17 protein-coding genes are annotated in these 16,709 nt (G+C 38.7%); 9 read left to right on the forward strand and 8 right to left on the reverse strand.

From position 1 onward, the window contains the following. Entirely contained in the window at nt 1-507 is a 507-nt protein-coding gene (locus DK861_RS04775; protein WP_202611782.1) for an SMI1/KNR4 family protein, read from the reverse strand. 140 nt (nt 508-647) lie between these two features. Between DK861_RS04775 and DK861_RS04780 the strand changes: the two genes are divergently transcribed. Both DK861_RS04780 and DK861_RS04785 read left to right on the forward strand, forming a co-directional pair. Further along, nucleotides 648-1,394, forward strand: a complete 747-nt coding sequence (locus tag DK861_RS04780; RefSeq protein ID WP_109399370.1) for a hypothetical protein — start codon at nt 648-650, stop codon at nt 1,392-1,394. 118 nt (nt 1,395-1,512) lie between these two features. After that, nucleotides 1,513-2,703 carry a cyanate transporter gene (locus DK861_RS04785; protein ID WP_109399371.1) on the forward strand — a complete coding sequence of 397 codons (1,191 nt, stop codon included), beginning with the start codon at nt 1,513-1,515 and terminating at the stop codon, nt 2,701-2,703. 94 nt (nt 2,704-2,797) lie between these two features. Here the strand turns inward: DK861_RS04785 and DK861_RS04790 are convergent, their stop codons facing one another. After that, nucleotides 2,798-3,745, reverse strand: coding sequence for a carbamate kinase family protein (locus tag DK861_RS04790; RefSeq protein ID WP_109399372.1), 948 nt, complete (start codon nt 3,743-3,745; stop codon nt 2,798-2,800). A 304-nt stretch (nt 3,746-4,049) separates the two neighbouring features. After that, nucleotides 4,050-4,784 (reverse strand): glycerophosphodiester phosphodiesterase family protein, encoded by a 735-nt coding sequence (locus tag DK861_RS04795; protein WP_109399373.1) that lies wholly within the window; start codon nt 4,782-4,784, stop codon nt 4,050-4,052. Nucleotides 4,785-4,958: 174 nt separating this feature from the next. On the opposite strand from DK861_RS04795, the gene ugpB reads away from it, so the two are divergent. The 5 genes from ugpB to DK861_RS04820 all read left to right on the forward strand — a co-directional run bounded on the left by ugpB (nt 4,959) and on the right by DK861_RS04820 (nt 10,409). After that, the gene (gene ugpB / locus DK861_RS04800; protein ID WP_109399374.1) at nt 4,959-6,263 is read left to right on the forward strand and encodes a sn-glycerol-3-phosphate ABC transporter substrate-binding protein UgpB; all 1,305 of its coding nucleotides are present in this window, start codon (nt 4,959-4,961) and stop codon (nt 6,261-6,263) included. Nucleotides 6,264-6,327: 64 nt separating this feature from the next. After that, nucleotides 6,328-7,212 carry a sn-glycerol-3-phosphate ABC transporter permease UgpA gene (gene ugpA, locus DK861_RS04805; RefSeq protein WP_006535398.1) on the forward strand — a complete coding sequence of 295 codons (885 nt, stop codon included), beginning with the start codon at nt 6,328-6,330 and terminating at the stop codon, nt 7,210-7,212. After that, complete coding sequence (gene ugpE, locus DK861_RS04810) at nt 7,212-8,060, forward strand: sn-glycerol-3-phosphate ABC transporter permease UgpE (protein WP_109399375.1); 849 nt, start codon at nt 7,212-7,214, stop codon at nt 8,058-8,060. Before ugpA ends, ugpE begins: the two co-directional genes overlap by 1 nt. Before the next feature lies 1 nt (nt 8,061). After that, complete coding sequence (locus tag DK861_RS04815; RefSeq protein WP_006535401.1) at nt 8,062-9,162, forward strand: sn-glycerol-3-phosphate import ATP-binding protein UgpC; 1,101 nt, start codon at nt 8,062-8,064, stop codon at nt 9,160-9,162. Nucleotides 9,163-9,656: 494 nt separating this feature from the next. Beyond that, nucleotides 9,657-10,409, forward strand: a complete 753-nt coding sequence (locus DK861_RS04820) for a M48 family metalloprotease (RefSeq protein WP_006535402.1) — start codon at nt 9,657-9,659, stop codon at nt 10,407-10,409. Between the two features lie 53 nt (nt 10,410-10,462). Here DK861_RS04820 and DK861_RS04825 read toward each other — a convergent pair whose 3' ends face one another. Then, the gene (locus DK861_RS04825) at nt 10,463-10,930 is read right to left on the reverse strand and encodes a MarR family transcriptional regulator (RefSeq protein ID WP_109399376.1); all 468 of its coding nucleotides are present in this window, start codon (nt 10,928-10,930) and stop codon (nt 10,463-10,465) included. A 119-nt stretch (nt 10,931-11,049) separates the two neighbouring features. On the opposite strand from DK861_RS04825, the gene DK861_RS04830 reads away from it, so the two are divergent. Both DK861_RS04830 and panM read left to right on the forward strand, forming a co-directional pair. Continuing rightward, nucleotides 11,050-12,237, forward strand: a complete 1,188-nt coding sequence (locus DK861_RS04830; protein ID WP_109399377.1) for an MFS transporter — start codon at nt 11,050-11,052, stop codon at nt 12,235-12,237. A gap of 11 nt (nt 12,238-12,248) precedes the next feature. Further along, nucleotides 12,249-12,656, forward strand: coding sequence for an aspartate 1-decarboxylase autocleavage activator PanM (gene panM, locus DK861_RS04835; protein WP_109399378.1), 408 nt, complete (start codon nt 12,249-12,251; stop codon nt 12,654-12,656). Here the strand turns inward: panM and DK861_RS04840 are convergent. The 4 genes from DK861_RS04840 to ftsE form a co-directional block, all read right to left on the reverse strand. Then, entirely contained in the window at nt 12,638-13,783 is a 1,146-nt protein-coding gene (locus DK861_RS04840; RefSeq protein WP_109399379.1) for a glycerate kinase, read from the reverse strand. The genes panM and DK861_RS04840 overlap by 19 nt on opposite strands. Before the next feature lie 94 nt (nt 13,784-13,877). Next, on the reverse strand, nt 13,878-14,732 hold the full coding sequence (gene rpoH / locus DK861_RS04845; RefSeq protein WP_072063808.1) for an RNA polymerase sigma factor RpoH: 855 nt from the start codon (nt 14,730-14,732) through the stop codon (nt 13,878-13,880). A 340-nt stretch (nt 14,733-15,072) separates the two neighbouring features. Continuing rightward, entirely contained in the window at nt 15,073-16,050 is a 978-nt protein-coding gene (gene ftsX, locus DK861_RS04850; protein ID WP_109399380.1) for a permease-like cell division protein FtsX, read from the reverse strand. Continuing rightward, the gene (gene ftsE, locus DK861_RS04855; RefSeq protein ID WP_023583735.1) at nt 16,043-16,708 is read right to left on the reverse strand and encodes a cell division ATP-binding protein FtsE; all 666 of its coding nucleotides are present in this window, start codon (nt 16,706-16,708) and stop codon (nt 16,043-16,045) included. Before ftsE ends, ftsX begins: the two co-directional genes overlap by 8 nt. Between the last annotated feature and the right edge of the window lies 1 nt (nt 16,709).

Below are 16,709 nucleotides of genomic sequence, written 5' to 3' on the forward strand. Positions count from 1 at the left end.
TCATTTTTCTAATGGGAATCCCTCAGGAAATGACTGGCAACGTATTCGTTTTGATAATACTCCCTCTAAAAATCCAGTCAGATTTTCTGCAATAAATTCTATCTCTGATCCTCTAGATGGAATAATAGCCATTGTCCAAAGCTCACTATTTTCTGATAAAACAACCCAAAAAAGCGTATCACCATTATCAGTAACACCAATGGGTAAAAGCCCATTACATTTTGGATATAGAACAAAAGGATAGTAATCAGGATCTTCATTGATTAATGAATCGAAATCTTCAAGTATCCACTCTTTTTGCTGAAAAAAATTAATGTACTCATTTTTGCTAAAGGGATTAAATAACGTTATAAAATCAGCTATCTGACCTGATCCATATTGGGTGATAAACGCAATATAATCGTTGGGAAAGGCATATTTGTTATCAATTAATGGCCATTTCTCTTCTTTTCCATTTTCATGTATTGCAGAAGGAATAGGTAGTTGCTGATTTAATGCCGTTAACATCACTATCTCACTTATTTGAGTTCTATTACACCGTGTAATGTATGGTATTTTAGAGTGAGTATCACTTTTATCATAATCATGCTGATAGTTATCAATCTATTACCCTAGTAAACAAACCTATATTAAAAAGAAAATAAACCATGACCATACCAGTACGTACCATTACATTTATTGATAGTGCTTATCCTAAACCTCATGCAATCAAAGAGTTTATCTGGTCTGGTCGATTAGATAAGCACGGTCAACTTTGGTTTGATCTGCACCTTAGAAGTAACAGTTACTATTTAAGTGAAGGTGAGGATTATCTTGATGATATAGATGAAGATGAATTAGATGATGAGGAAGAATATACCAGCCTTACACACTGGCAAGCTCAAATCGTTTGGGATAATTATCACTGCTGTACACTCTCCTCAACTTATTGGTCTGACGACCAAGGTATTTTGCTCAGTACAGGAAATACACCGTTTGATTTTGATAACTTTATTAATCATCAATTTAATGTTGATATTGCCCCTCAAATCGATAGTGATACCGATGAGGATGAAGAAAGAGCAGAAGTCCCCGCTTTCAGTATTTACTTATTAGGTCATGATGCATGTACAAATCATCAAATCACTTTCCAACGCCAATCCAATAATACTTTTAATATTGATTGGACTGGTAAAATCGCACTAACTTATGGGGGATTTGATGAATTTATTCATCAATTTATTGCAAGATTAGAAAATATTTCTTTTGATGGCTTTTATTTCCCTAAATCGTGGGATTTAGATAAAGCAACTCTGGAATTTAAAAAGGTACTTTCTCATTTTGAACATTATGAGTTTGTATTAATTAATCCCAAAAGTCAGATTAAACAGTGGAAATTAAAATACATCTCTTAAATAGTGTGATGATTAATTAAAATACCTAATGATATTTATGTTGATATAAAATCCCTCATCTGTTTATATCAACATTGTCCATAAAGTAGGTAATATTTATTTTTATCAGGGAATGACAATGACTGCCTTACCACGAAAAAAAACATGGCAGATTATCCTCACTATTATTCTAGTGGGGATAAACTTACGCCCCTTCTTAACTGGCCCTGGCCCTGTTATTGACAATATTATTGCCTCAACAGGAATGAGTTATAGCCAAGTCTCATTACTCACACTATTACCAATGCTTTTAATGGGAGTAGGGGCATTAGTCGTTCCTTTCTTACAGTCTTACATTCAAGTACGTAAAGGACTGTTAGTCGCAATGTTGATGCTTCTTATTGGCTCATTTTCTCGAGCTTATGTTTCTGATGGCAATCAGCTATTATTGACCGCCCTCTTCTGCGGTTTAAGTGTCGCTTATATTCAAGCGGTATTTCCTGGCATTATTAAAGGATGGTTTGGAAACCGAACGCCTATCATGATGGGGCTATATTCCGCCATGTTAATGGGAGGAGGCGCACTAGGTGCTCAACTTTCCCCTATTCTCACCGCCCCTGATGGTCATTGGCAAAATGCTTTAGCATGGTTTGCGCTTCCTGCTGGTTTTGCATTTGTTGCTATTCTTTTTTCTATTAAAAATAGCGCCACCTCTGCCAATAAAATATCACTCAATACCTTAATCTGGCGTCCTAGAACAGGGTTACTTATCTTAGGGTTTGGTTGTGTTAATGCAGGATATGCTTCAGTGGTAACATGGCTAGCACCTTTCTATCAATCGTTAGGAATGCCAAGCGCCCAAAGTGGCTCTCTAGTCGCTATCCTTTCCCTTTTTCAAGCTTCTGCCGCGTTGATTATTCCTTTCTTAGCGGCTAAAAATCACGACAGGCGTTTTTGGCTTACAATAACATTAATAAGCCAATTTATCGGTTTTGCCGCAATCATGACAATCCCCATGAGTGCGCCTTATCTTTGGAGTATTTTCTTAGGCTGTGGCTTAGGAGGATGTTTTTCCATGATGATGATTGTCGCGCTTGATCATATTCCAGATCCAGCGCAAGCGGGTGCTCTGTCAGCCTTAATGCAAGGTGGTGGCTTTATTATTGCCGCTTTTGGCCCATTAGTTGCTGTGCTATTACGCCAACCTGATGGAAGCTTTACTTATGCATGGGCATTTCATGCCATTTTAGTGATTATTACGATAGGATTATTTGCACGATTAAACCCTCGCCATTACGCAAAAGCCTATCCCGCCAATCATTCTATTTAATCATCATAAAAATATACACATAAAATAAGCGCCTTACTTTTTACAAATAAGGCGCTGAACAATGATAATAATCGAACACTACTTATGAAGATGATTAAGCAACGATATGTGTTCCTGTTTCACCTTTTAAGGCTGAAGCCAGTTTTTCTGGCGTTGTGATAATCACTCTTTTTCCACCCGCAGCTAAAAATGACAAACTCGCTTCGATTTTAGGAAGCATACTGCCTGGAGGAAAATGCCCCTCATGCATATATTGTGTCATTTCTGTCACAGAGGTTTCACCTAACGCTTTTTGTTCTGGCTTGCCGAAATGAATACAGACTTTTTCAACCCCTGTTGTAATAATCAGAATATCTGCATGTAATTCTTTTGCCAGTAACGTTGATGACAGATCTTTATCAATAACGGCATCAACACTTTGGTAATTACCTTGCTCATTTTTAATGACCGGAATGCCACCGCCTCCGACAGCAATAACAACATAGCCACATTCTGACAATGATTTAATTGCATTAGATTCAATTACATGCTGTGGAACAGGAGAGGCAACAACTCGACGATAACCACGACCAGCGTCTTCAACAAAATGCCATTGAGGGTTTTCTTGCTTTAATTGTGCCATCTCTTGTTCAGAGAAAAATGCACCAATAGGTTTTGTTGGGGAAACAAAGTTGGGATCGTTTTTATCTACTTCAACTTGTGTAATAAGGGTAATTGCTTGTTTATTGTGTTGAACACGAAGCTTATTGGTCAACGCTTGTTGTATTAAATAACCAATACCCCCTTGTGTATCTGCGACACAGTTGGCTAATGGTGTTAATGGTAAACCTTCTTGTACATGTGCAACTTCCGCACGGCGTAAATCAAGCCCTACTTGTGGCCCGTTACCATGAGTTAAAACAATATTATACCCTTCAGCCACCATGTCACTAATATGGGCTGCAACCTCTTGTACTGCTTGTTCTTGATGAGCGATAGACTGGCTTGCATTGTCTTTAATAATACTGTTGCCTCCAATGGCAACAACAACGAGTTCTTTCATGTTTCACTCTCAATGATATTATTGGCAATTAAAGTAGAAATAACTCACCTCTACTCTTAGAGGTTGGGTTAATAAGGTCGCCATATCGCTAACCATTTTCCCCATTTTTATTTTTAATGAGATAAACATTATCGTGTTGAACAATATCTATTCATTAATTGCGCAGGATGATAGCAGAGAATGTAAATAAAACATCTATTACTCAACGTTTCTCTTAAAATACGAAAGGAAAAGGAGGAAAGGCGTCATCAAACATATCGATAACACCTTATTCAATACAATAAGCGGAATGGTTAGTTCTTTTTCATTTTGCTACATCATAAATATCCGGTTGATAAACATCAGGCATATCGGTAATTAGCATATCAACACCCCATTGCTCAAAATCTTTCACTTCTTCAGGATTATTCGGGGTATAACAATAAATTTCATAGCCTGCCTGTTTTAACAACTGTGCTTGTTCTTGTGTAAGATACTTGTAATTACAATGCACACTAAAACCATCAATCGCTTTTAGTGTTTCTAACGCATTATCAGGGATCTCATCCCATAATTGGCCTCTGCGAATAAAAGGCAGGAATCGTTTCATAACAGTAAGTGCATGCGTATCAAAAGAAGAAAATAAAATTTGCTCATTCGGAATATCTGCACTTTTTATCATATCAGAAACCGCTAAACATAAACGCTCAACATCATCATCAGGCCATGTCTTCAACTCAATATTAAGCTTTGTTCCTGAACGCTTAATTAGCTGCAATCCTTGTCTTAAAGAAGGAATTTTCTCACCTTGATAGAGTGAGCTAAACCAACTTCCCGCATCAAGACGATGCAAATCATCTAAGGTATGAAAACGCACAGCACCTTGCCCATTTGTGCAACGATTAACTGTTTTATCATGAATAAGCACAGGAACATGATCCGCGGTTAATTGCACATCCGTTTCAATCCATTCGCACCCGAAATCAATTGCCATTTTAAACGCAGCCAATGTATTTTCAGGGGCTTTTCCAGAAAAACCTCGGTGAGCAGCTATCTTCATTTCTCTCTCCTTTTCATTTGTGCCGACATCATGACAACCATTTATGACAGCAATTTGACAGTCATACCATCAATATATCTTCATTTAATTGTCACCCCTTTGTCATAAACAACATTTAGGGTAATTCGCAGATTAGATTGCACCTTTAACTTTCGATTAAAAAGGAAATTCTGCATGTCGATAAAATCAATAACAGGTCTTGCTGTTGCAATGGCGTTATTTACTTCTCCTACACACGCAAAAACACAAATTGAATGGTGGCATGCAATGGGAGGTGCGCTCGGTCAGAAAGTTAATCAAATCGCCTCTGATTTTAATGCAAGCCAATCTGAATATGAGATAAAGCCTGTTTATAAAGGCACTTATGCTGAAACGATGACCAGTGCAGTAGCCTCGTTTCGTGCTAAAAACCAACCTGCTATTGTGCAAGTCTTTGAAGTCGGTACAGCCAGCATGATGGGCGCTAAAAAAGCCGTTTTTCCGGTTTATCAATTAATGGAAAAAACTAACGAGCCTTTTGATCCTAATAGTTATCTCTCTACCGTGACGGGCTATTACACCACCAGCGATGGCAAAATGATGTCACTGCCCTTTAATAGCTCAACCCCCGTGCTTTATTACAACAAGGTTCTATTTAAAAAAGCAGGTATAGAGCAACCGCCTAAAACATGGAAAGAGATGGAAGCTGTATCTCAGAAACTGCTCGATTCTGGAGTGAAATGTGGATTTACCACCACATGGCAATCATGGACTCAAATAGAAAACTTTGGGGCACGTAATAATTTACCTATTGCGACAAACAATAATGGTTTTGATGGCTTAGATACGACGTTTCTATTTAATAAGGCCCCTTTCGTGGCTCATATTCAACAAATGGCAGATTGGTCTAAATCAGGTATTTTCAAATATGGTGGGCGCCAATCCGATTCAATGCCTCTATTTTATACTCAAGAGTGCGCCATGGTGATGGAATCATCCGCCGGTTTTGCTGGTATTAAAGAGAATATGAAAGGCATTGATATTGGTGTTAGCCAATTACCTTATGACGATACGCTGGTACAAAAACCCGCTAACACCATTATTGGTGGTGCGTCTTTATGGGTTATGTCAGGGCGTCCAGATGCGGAATATAACGGTGTGGCGAAATTCTTCACTTATCTTTCAAGCCCTGAAGTACAAGCTGATTGGCACCAAGCTACCGGTTATCTTCCTGTTACTAAAGCCGCTTACGCATTGACGCAACAACAAGGCTTTTATCAGCAAAATCCAGGGGCTGACACCGCAATATTACAAATGACAACCTCAGAACCGACTGCAAACTCTAAAGGATTACGCTTTGGTAATTTCTTACAAACACGCGAAATTGTTGATGAAGAGTTAGAAAAAGTATGGTCAGGAAAACAGAGTGCTCAAGCTGCATTGGATAATGCTGTCACACGTGGAAATGAGCAATTACGCCGCTTTGAACGTACTCAATAATAATCATTTATATTAGGCGAGCCAAGTGCTCGCCTTCTGTTTTTATCGATTTACTGGATACTGTATGGCTTCTCAATCCATTTATTTTAAACAAAAATGGTTACCTCTAGCGCTGATTTTTCCTCAACTGGCTATCACACTTATCTTTTTTATTTGGCCTGCTGGGCAAGCTTTCTTTCAGTCATTTCAATTAGAAGATGCGTTTGGCCTGAGTAGCGAGTTTGTTGGTCTCGAAAACTTTCAGCGTTTATTTAGCAATAGTTACTATTTTGACAGTTTAATCACCACATTGATTTTTAGCACCAGTGTTGTCTTTCTCTCTATGTTATCTGCACTTGTTTTGGCCGGCATTGCCGAGCAAATTTTACGAGGCAAACTGTTTTATCGCACAATCTTAATTTCACCCTATGCCATTGCGCCAGTTATCGCGGGTTTTCTTTGGTTATTTATGCTTGATCCTACGATTGGTGTATTAAGCCAATTATTAAAACAGATAGGCATTAATTGGGATCCGGTACTGAATACCCATCATGCTATGTGGATGGTGATTCTAACGGCGACATGGAAACAAGTGAGTTATAACTTTCTGTTTTTCCTCGCAGCCTTGCAATCTGTACCTAAATCACTATTAGAAGCAGCCGCTATTGATGGCAGTGGACCTATTAAACGCTTTATAACAATAAGCTTTCCGCTTATTTCACCGACCACTTTTTTCTTACTGGTCGTGAATTTTGCTTATGCCTTTTTTGATACATTCGCGATTATCCATGCCATGACACAAGGTGGCCCAGGCAGTAGTACATCAACGCTGGTTTATAAGGTCTATAACGATGGTTTTGTGGGATTAGATTTAGGCTCCTCTGCTGCACAATCCGTTATTTTAATGTTTATCGTCGCGATATTAACCATTATTCAATTTCGTTATGTTGAGAAAAAGGTGGCTTACTGATGGTTGAACGCAGACCTTTATTTCACGCTTTTTGCCACTTGATCCTCATTGTTGGCATTCTTTCTGTCGCATTTCCTGTATGGATAGCGCTTGTTGCTACAACACATCAAAATACCGAATTTGCCACAGGATCGCCGCTTTGGTTCGGCACTGAAGGTTTCACTATTTTTAAAACCCTATTGTCACAAGTGGGTACAACACAAAATAGTGCGATCTCAATTAACAGTATGTTGTTGAATTCATTAATCATGGCGATAGTTATCACTATCGGAAAATTAATCATTTCAATTTTATCAGCCTATGCGGTTGTATTCTTTCGCTTTCCAGGCCGTATGCTTGCCTTTTGGACCATCTTTTTTACATTAATGCTGCCCGTTGAAGTTCGTATTATGCCGACATTTGAGGTTGTTACTAACCTTAATATGCTGAACTCTTATGCAGGATTAACCATTCCATTAATTGCCAGCGCTACCGCTACTTTTTTATTTCGACAATTCTTTCTTACTATTACCCCGGAGCTTATTGAAGCAGCCAAAATTGATGGCGCAGGCCCGATAAGATTCTTTTTCACCATCTTACTTCCTCTTTCACGTACCAATATAGCCGCCTTGTTTGTTATCACATTTATTTATGGCTGGAACCAATATCTTTGGCCAATGCTTATCACGACAGATACCCACTATTACACTATTGTGATGGGTATTAAACAGATGGTTGCGGTTTCCGATGGTGTTATTGAATGGAATAAAATTATGGCAACCACATTAATTGCGATGTTGCCTCCTGTCTTTATCGTCATTCTGATGCAAAGAGCCTTTGTAAAAGGCTTTATTGATACGGAGAAATAACATGACAACCGTCACTCTCACTGATTTAGAAAAGCGTTACCCAAATGGTCATCAAGCCATTTCAAAATTAAATCTTTCTATTGAGCAAGGCGAAATGGTGGTATTAGTCGGCCCTAGCGGTTGTGGTAAATCGACATTACTGCGAATGATTGCGGGATTAGAAACCATTACACAAGGTGATTTACTTATTGATAATTTGCGTGTTAATGAACACGAACCCAGTGAGCGTGATATCGCCATGGTTTTTCAAAACTACGCTCTTTATCCCCATATGTCGGTTTATAACAACATGGCATATGGTTTGCGTAATCGAAAAACACCAAAAGCAAAGATTGAAGAACTTGTCACAAATGCAGCTCAAATGCTGGAAATCAGCCACTTACTTGATAGAAAACCTAAAGAGCTATCAGGTGGGCAACGACAACGTGTGGCAATGGGCAGAGCCATTGTCCGTAAACCTAAAGTCTTTTTATTTGATGAGCCACTCTCTAACCTTGATGCAAAATTACGTGTACAAATGCGCCTTGAGATAAAAAAGCTACAACGAAAACTCTCCACAACGTCGATCTACGTTACACACGATCAAGTTGAAGCCATGACATTAGCCGATAAGTTGGTGGTGCTAAATCAAGGAAATATAGAACAAGTAGGCACACCGTTAGATATTTATGAAAGCCCGGCTTCCGTGTTTGTGGCTACCTTTATGGGTTCTCCTGCAATGAATATTTTAGAAACTTCCATTAATCATGGTGTAATTGAAGTCGCTGATGGGCACATTGCTGTTTCATCTCAGCACCTTCCTTATCAAGCGATTAAATTAGGTTTACGCCCTGAGCATTTACTCATTAGCCACCAGCATCCTATGTTCCATGTTGATGTTGAATTTATTGAAGCATTAGGTGCTGATGTTTTAATTTATGCCACAACCTGTGATAAACAAAAACAACCTGTTGTTATTCGCGCGCCGAACGATCATGGTGTGAATATTGGTCACAAAATAGGTCTTACTATTCATCCGGAAAACCTACATTTCTTTGATGAGCAAACAGGAAAACGTATTAATCGCCCTTTTATGATCATCAGTGAATTAATGGTTTCATAAGATATTGATATCGTTTTTTTCATTTTCAGTTTAATCTGAATAGCGATGTGTTGAGCATCGCTATTTATTTAAAACAAAGCAATAAATATCAAAAATATAAACTTTGTCAGAATTAAACAAATAAAAATCCGTACTAAATACCGCGTTCTTTTGATATTGTTCCAAATAAATAAAAAATAACATTACTTACACTTAAAATAAGTATAATTAAATGTTTTATATAATATTTAACCAACAAAACTTATCTTTTTAAACTTAACCTACCAATTAATTATCTTAATTTTAAACAAGTTAAATTTATTAATCCGTTTTTTCCTCATGTTAAGGAAAGAAATAATAATACATTTTTACTGAGGAAAGAAAAAAACATATATGGAGATATATTTTTTCATAAAATACCTATATTGCGCCAATAGATAAGCACTGTTATTCTTCTGCTCGAATTTGATCTGCACTTATATAAACTGCCAAGCAGAAAAGGACTTAATTAAAAAATGAAAATTAAATTACTTGCTACAGTGATGGTATCAGCAGCACTACTCTCAGGTTGTCAAAACCTCAATACCGATATGCTGACTAAATCAGGAACCCAACTTTTCCAAGCTGCAACATTAAGCGATGATGATATCAAAGCACTAACAAATGATGCATGTAAAGAAATGGATGCCCAAAATAAAGTCGCTCCAGCCAATAGCACTTACACCAAACGTTTGAATAATATCGCTAAAGCGTTAGGTAATGAAGTTAATGGCACTCCGGTAAATTACAAAGTATACATGACTAAAGATGTGAACGCATGGGCTATGGCTAACGGTTGTGTTCGTGTTTATAGTGGTTTAATGGACATGATGACAGATAACGAAGTTGAAGGCGTTTTAGGTCATGAAATGGGTCATGTTGCTTTAGGCCATACCCGTAAAGCAATTCAAGTTGCTCACGCAACAGTTGCTGCACGTACGGCAGCAGCATCAGCGGGTGGCGTTGCAGCACAATTAAGCAGCTCACAATTAGCTGAAATGGGTCAGAAATTAATTAATGCTCAATTCTCACAACATCAAGAAACTGAAGCAGATAATTTCTCTTATGATCTGCTAACAAAACGTGGCGTTAATACAGCAGGGTTGGTTACAGGCTTTGAGAAGCTCGCTAAATTAGGGGGTGGTGATTCAAGTATGTTTGATTCTCACCCACCATCAAAAGAGCGTGCTGATAATATCCGTAATCGCATCGCTGCAGATAAAAAATAATGACCTTGCCCCTATATCTCATGATATGGGGGTTTTCTTTTCAGGCTTATCGGTTATGAATGACGAAAACGATCCACAACATCGGCAAAAAAACGTTTAATTGCTTGCCTTTCCTGCTGATCATATTGTTCAAACAATGCAGACCATTTTGCTTGAGATTGTTGATGTAGTACCCCATGTGCATGAAAAAGCTGCTCTCCTTGATCGGTTAAAATAAAAAAGATCTCTTTTTGATTGTCTGCCAATTTTATTTTTTCAATCGCACCTTTTTTTTGTAATCGACTACAAATTTTTGAGACCGCTCCTCGAGTCATTGTCATATATTCACTGATAGTCGTTAGATTTCTCATGCTCTCCTCACCAATACAATGAATAACATGCAATTCTGTGAGTGAATAATTCTCTAACCCCTTCTCTTCTAATACTTTTTTATGCTCCTCATTGACATGTTCATCTTTAAGATGCAAGAAATCACTTAACCCTTTTAACAAGTCTTGTGTTGTTACATTCTCTTTTGTCATTTTGTTTCCTTGGAAAAAATATTTTAAAAAATAGTACCAAAAGTATTTACAACAATCAAAATGTCGCTATTATCTATTTTGTTTCCATGGAAACAAAATAGATAAAGAGAGACTATATCATGAAATTATCAATCCGCAGTTTGTTTTATCTCATTTGCTTTAGCGCACTATTAGGCTCTTTAGCACAAAATATTTATACCCCTGTACTTCCCTTGATACAGCAGCAATTTAATACCACGTTATCACTGGTTAATCTGACGGTATCTGCATTTACTTTTGCTATGGCTGTTATGCAACTATTTTATGGTTCATTGATTGATAAATGGGGAAGAAAGCCAATTTTACTCAGTGGATTAGCCATTTCTATTGTGGGTGCATTGGGTTGTGTTTGGTCTGACTCTATTGGCTTATTGATTTTTTGGCGTGTGATCCAAGCTATCGGTATTGCAGCCATTCCCGTAGTTGCAGCAACTATTCTTGGCGATCTTTACCAAGGAAACGATCGCGCAAAAGCAATGGGATCGTATCAAATGCTATTAGCACTAGCACCAGCTTGTGGCCCTTTATTAGGTGGATATTTAGCACAACATTATCAATATCAAGGTATTTTTATTTTCTTGGCTGTTATCGGTATCCTATTACTGATCACACATCTCTTTTATTTACCTGAAACACGTCCGGAACAAAAGGAAACCTTTAAAAGCTTATCAGCGATGCAACAAGTGCTTATAGCACCTGAGGGTAAATCTGTATTTGTCATGAGTTTTATGGTGTTTTATAACTATTTTTGTCTACTGGTTTTCTTACCCTTAATTGCCTTTCATCTCTATCAACTTAACAGCACTGAAATAGGTGGATTATATATGCCTATGTCGATAGCACTTGTCTTAGGTAGCTATCTTTACCGTAGAATTTGCCATCTATTTAGCGCTGAATATGGTGTGATTATTACCTCTTGTATCAACCTGACTATGTTGACGTTATTTGCACTCTTTTGGCAAATCTCATTACCTGTCATGCTTGGCTTAACTGTGTTATACGGGCTTTCTTTAGGCTTAACCATGCCAACGCACACTACATTATTAGCAAGTCAGTTTGGCTCAATGAGGGCAACTGCAATGGGGATTTATAACTTTATTCGTTATTGTGGAATGGCGGCTGGCCCTATAATTTCGGTCTATTTTGTGACTGACAATAACTATGAGCATGTCTTTTATTCTTGTGTGATCTTAACGAGTTTGGCATTGTGTTTCACCATTAAGACCTTAATGTCTTCATTAAAAGAAAAAAAACAAACTGCAAACTAACAGGATATCTAATGAAATTAACCATTGAAAAACTGGCACAGCTCTCTGAACAAGACCGTATTGATTTAGGCAAAATTTGGCAAGATCCACGTTATCAATCAGCTCTAACAAATGAGATAAACAACGAGAATGTACTCTTTGTGGCGAGATTTAATGAGCGATTATTAGCGGCTTGCTGGGTTAAATTATCAGATAAAAAAGCGGTTATTACTGATTTTATGGTCAGAGAAGTAACTCGTCGTCGCGGTGTTGGGCATTATTTACTGACACAATGTTTATCTGCCTATCCTGATATTTGCCATTGGCAGGCAATAAGCTTATCCGCAGAAGAAAATGGATATGATGTTGCACACGCTTTTTTAGTACACCATCAATTTAGCCCATCGCCACAATCTGATCTCTATGTTCTCAATATTTGACAAGTAGTATAAAGTCTAGCCACGTTGTAAGCCGTTTCACTAAGATTCTTTTGCGCATTATGAAGTGCATCATCCAGTGTAGAAACGCCCGGTACAATAGAGAAAACGGCATCAATACCCTGCTGATGAACCACATCATAGTCAGGTAAATAACCACCGACCAACGCAATAACAGGAAGGTGGTATTTTTTTGCCAATTTAGCAACGCCTGTCGGTGTTTTACCTTGCGCCGATTGGCTATCCATTCGGCCTTCTCCAGTGATAACTAAATCAGCATCAATAAAATATTTTTCTAGTTCAACCGCTTTAGCAACCAGTTCAACTCCCGGCGAAAGCGTTGCTTGCGTAAAGGCAAGTAACGGTAGCGCCAACCCGCCCGCGGCACCACTTCCTGCAATATTAATAAGATTGCGTTGCGTCATTTTCTCAAGATAGGTACCAAAATGACGTAAGGCTTTATCAAGTTGCGCAATATCATCTTTGGTCGCGCCTTTTTGAGGACCAAAAATAGCTGATGCCCCTTTTTCTCCACACAACGGATTTGTTACATCACAAGCAATTTCTATCTCGACTTGCTTCAGTTTAGGGTTAAGCGTTGTGATATCAATAGAATGGAGCAGTGTTAATGCCTGCCCACCAAAAGGCAAAGAGGAGCCTAATTTATCTTTAAGACCAAGACCAAGTGCTTGCATCATGCCAGCACCAGCGTCATTGGTGGCACTTCCCCCTAATCCTAAAATGATTTTTTTAACACCCATCTCAAGTGCGGCATTAATTAATTCACCCGTACCATAGCTGGTCGTTAAATTGGGATCACGTTGAGAGGCTGGAATAAGATGAAGACCAGACGCTTGTGCCATTTCAATCACGGCAGTGGTGTTATCGCCTAAGATACCCCACGTTGCTGTCACTTGTTTACCTAAAGGTGAGCAAACTGGTGTAGTAATTAATCGCCCTTGAGTTGCATCAATCAATGAAGTGACTGTACCTTCTCCTCCATCAGCCATAGGAATGCAATAGTATTGCGCATCTGGCAAATAGCGTGAAAACCCCTGTTTTATCGCTGTTGCAACTTCTTTCGCACTTAAGCTTTCTTTAAATGAATCAGGGGCGATAACTATTTTCACGTTATATTCTCCGGGCAATAAAAAAGCGATATTTTCATATCGCTTTTATAACATACTCTACTTTATGAGAGCGTGTACATGGTCTGAAATGTGATTAATCTTCAATCGCTAAACGCAATTTCTTCATCGCATTTTTTTCTAATTGGCGAACACGCTCAGCAGATACACCATATTTTGTCGCCAAATCTTGCAATGTCGATTTGTTATCATCATCTAGCCAGCGGGCACGAATAATATCTTGGCTACGTTCATCAAGAGTTTCAATTGCTGACGTCAGTTTATCTGCTGCATGATTATCCCAGTTATCTTCCTCAATGCCGTCGGCAAAGTCTGAAGACTTATCTTCTAAGAAAAGTACTGGAGCAATAGGATGTGAATCATCACTATCATCAGCAGTCATATCAAATGCCATATCTTGTGCTGACATTCGTGATTCCATTTCTCGGACATCACTTTCTGACACACCCAATTCTCTTGCGACTAATTCCACTTCATCTTGATTAAACCAACCTAAACGCTTTTTATTTTTTCGCAGATTAAAAAACAGTTTACGTTGAGATTTAGTGGTCGCGACTTTCACGATACGCCAGTTACGTAGCACATATTCATGAATTTCTGCTTTGATCCAATGTACGGCAAAAGAGACTAGTCGAACACCCACTTCTGGGTTAAAACGGCGAACCGCTTTCATCAGACCAATATTACCTTCTTGGATAAGATCGGCTTGGGGTAGGCCATAGCCAGAATAGCTGCGAGCAACATGAATAACGAAGCGCAGATGTGAAAGGATAAGCGTTCTTGCTGCATCCAAATCACCCTCGTAATGCAGCCGTTCAGCGAGCTCCTTTTCTTCCTCTGCCGTTAACATCGGATAGGAATTGGCTGCACGTATATACGCTTCAATGCTGCCTTGCGGAACCAATGCTAAGGATTGCATTTCTTTTGTCATTCAAATCCTCATGAAAATCAAATAGATAATTAATATTAATACTGTATGGCGAGTAGGAAGAACCTTATAATAGCACTTAACAGGTCATAGTCGGAGGTAGATATTATGTTTTACAACGTAATTTGACCAGCATAAAGACTAAAGGTTCATATCGCATCTATGTTTACATATCTTTGTACTTTACCAAGCAAACCACAAATTCATCTATTAAAAACAGAATTTAATTAGTATAGATTAAGTGTAGAACATTATTATGCCAAAGATAGTGGTGTGATAACATGGCAAGGTTGCGATAATAATGCAACCTGCCGTAATAAAAAGGGAAAAAGATGATAAAATATTATTCGGGTGTGAATTGACGCAAATGTTGCATTGTCGTCAACCATGCAGCCAGCCAGCCAATTATCATAGCAACAAGAATAAGAATGATAGATTCATCAAAGCCTAATCCTGAGATGGAAAATGACGTTCCAAACACGGTCGCCGCTTGAGTCACCACATCTGAGAGTTTCCACACCAGTAAAGCTGAAAAAATTAGGGCGAATACGGCACCAATAAAACCAAGGATCAATCCCCAATTAAGGAAAGGACGCATAATAAAACCGTCGGTTGCACCAATTAGCTTCATCACATTAATGGTATCGCGTCGACTGAAAATATTGAGGCGCACACTGTTACCAATTACCAGCAACAGGGCAACAACCATCAATGTACCAATGACCAAAGCAATTTGCCCAACTAATGAAGTTAACGTTGAAAGCCGAGTAAACCAGCTATCATCCATTCTTACTTCATCAACACCGGGTATTTTCGCTACTGTATCACGCAAATTCACCATCAATTGTTTATCACTAGGCTCCGTAACTGGTGTCACAATCGCAACCGCAGGTAATGGATTCTCTTCTAACATATCTAACGCACTACTAAAACCAGACCAAGAACGAAATTCCACTAGTGAATCTTGTCGTGAAAGATAGTTAACATTCTCAACTTTATCTAAAGCTTCTATCTTCTTGATTGTGGCTTCAGCTAATGAATCATCAAGAGATTTATCAAGATAAACGGTTAACTGCGGTGTTGGATACCATTGTTCTGCCGCAGTTGAAACATTCTTCCACACAATATAAAAGATGCTAGGCAAGGTGAGAGAAATAGCAACAACCATTACCGTTAAAAAAGAGGAGAGCGGCTGACGTAAAAAATCTGCCATCGTGTTACGCCATGCATAACGCCACTGTTCGCGTCTTCCCCCTTTTAGCGCCTTGGTTTTTGCACTTGGCGTTGGCTTTGATTTACGGGAACTTTTTGCTTTAGCCATTTTGTCCTCCCACCATTCTGCCTTGCCCTAATGTAAGAATGCGATAATTTCTGCGTTCTATCAGCGACATATCGTGTGTCGCCATTAACACGGTTACGCCAACACGATTGAACTCTTCAAAAAGACGCATAATGCCTTCTGAAAGCTCACCATCAAGGTTACCTGTTGGTTCATCTGCGAGTAAAACAGTCGGTTTATTCACAACCGCGCGCGCAATACCGACACGTTGTTGTTCACCACCAGAGAGTTGAATAGGATAATTTTTGGCTTTATCCAAAAGCCCTACTTTATCTAAAGCAGCTGAAACTCTGCGCCGAATATCTTCTTCACTTGCGCCAGCAATAATCAGGGGAAGAGAAACGTTGTCATAAACCGTTCTGTCCATCAATAAGTGGTGATCTTGAAAGATCATCCCAATTTGACGACGCAGAAAAGGGATCTCACTATTTTTTAGTCTACTGATATCATGGCCAGCAAACCAAATAGCACCATCACTGGGTCGTTCTATTCCACAAATTAATTTAAGCAATGTACTTTTACCGGCACCAGAGTGACCTGTTAAAAAAGCCATTTCACCAGGGCGAAGATGAAAATCAACTCCCTGCAATGCTTGTCTTCCACCTAAATAAGCCTTGCTGACGTGTTCGAAGCGGATCATT

The organism is Proteus sp. TJ1640, from assembly GCF_003144445.1.
Lineage (GTDB): Bacteria > Pseudomonadota > Gammaproteobacteria > Enterobacterales > Enterobacteriaceae > Proteus > Proteus penneri.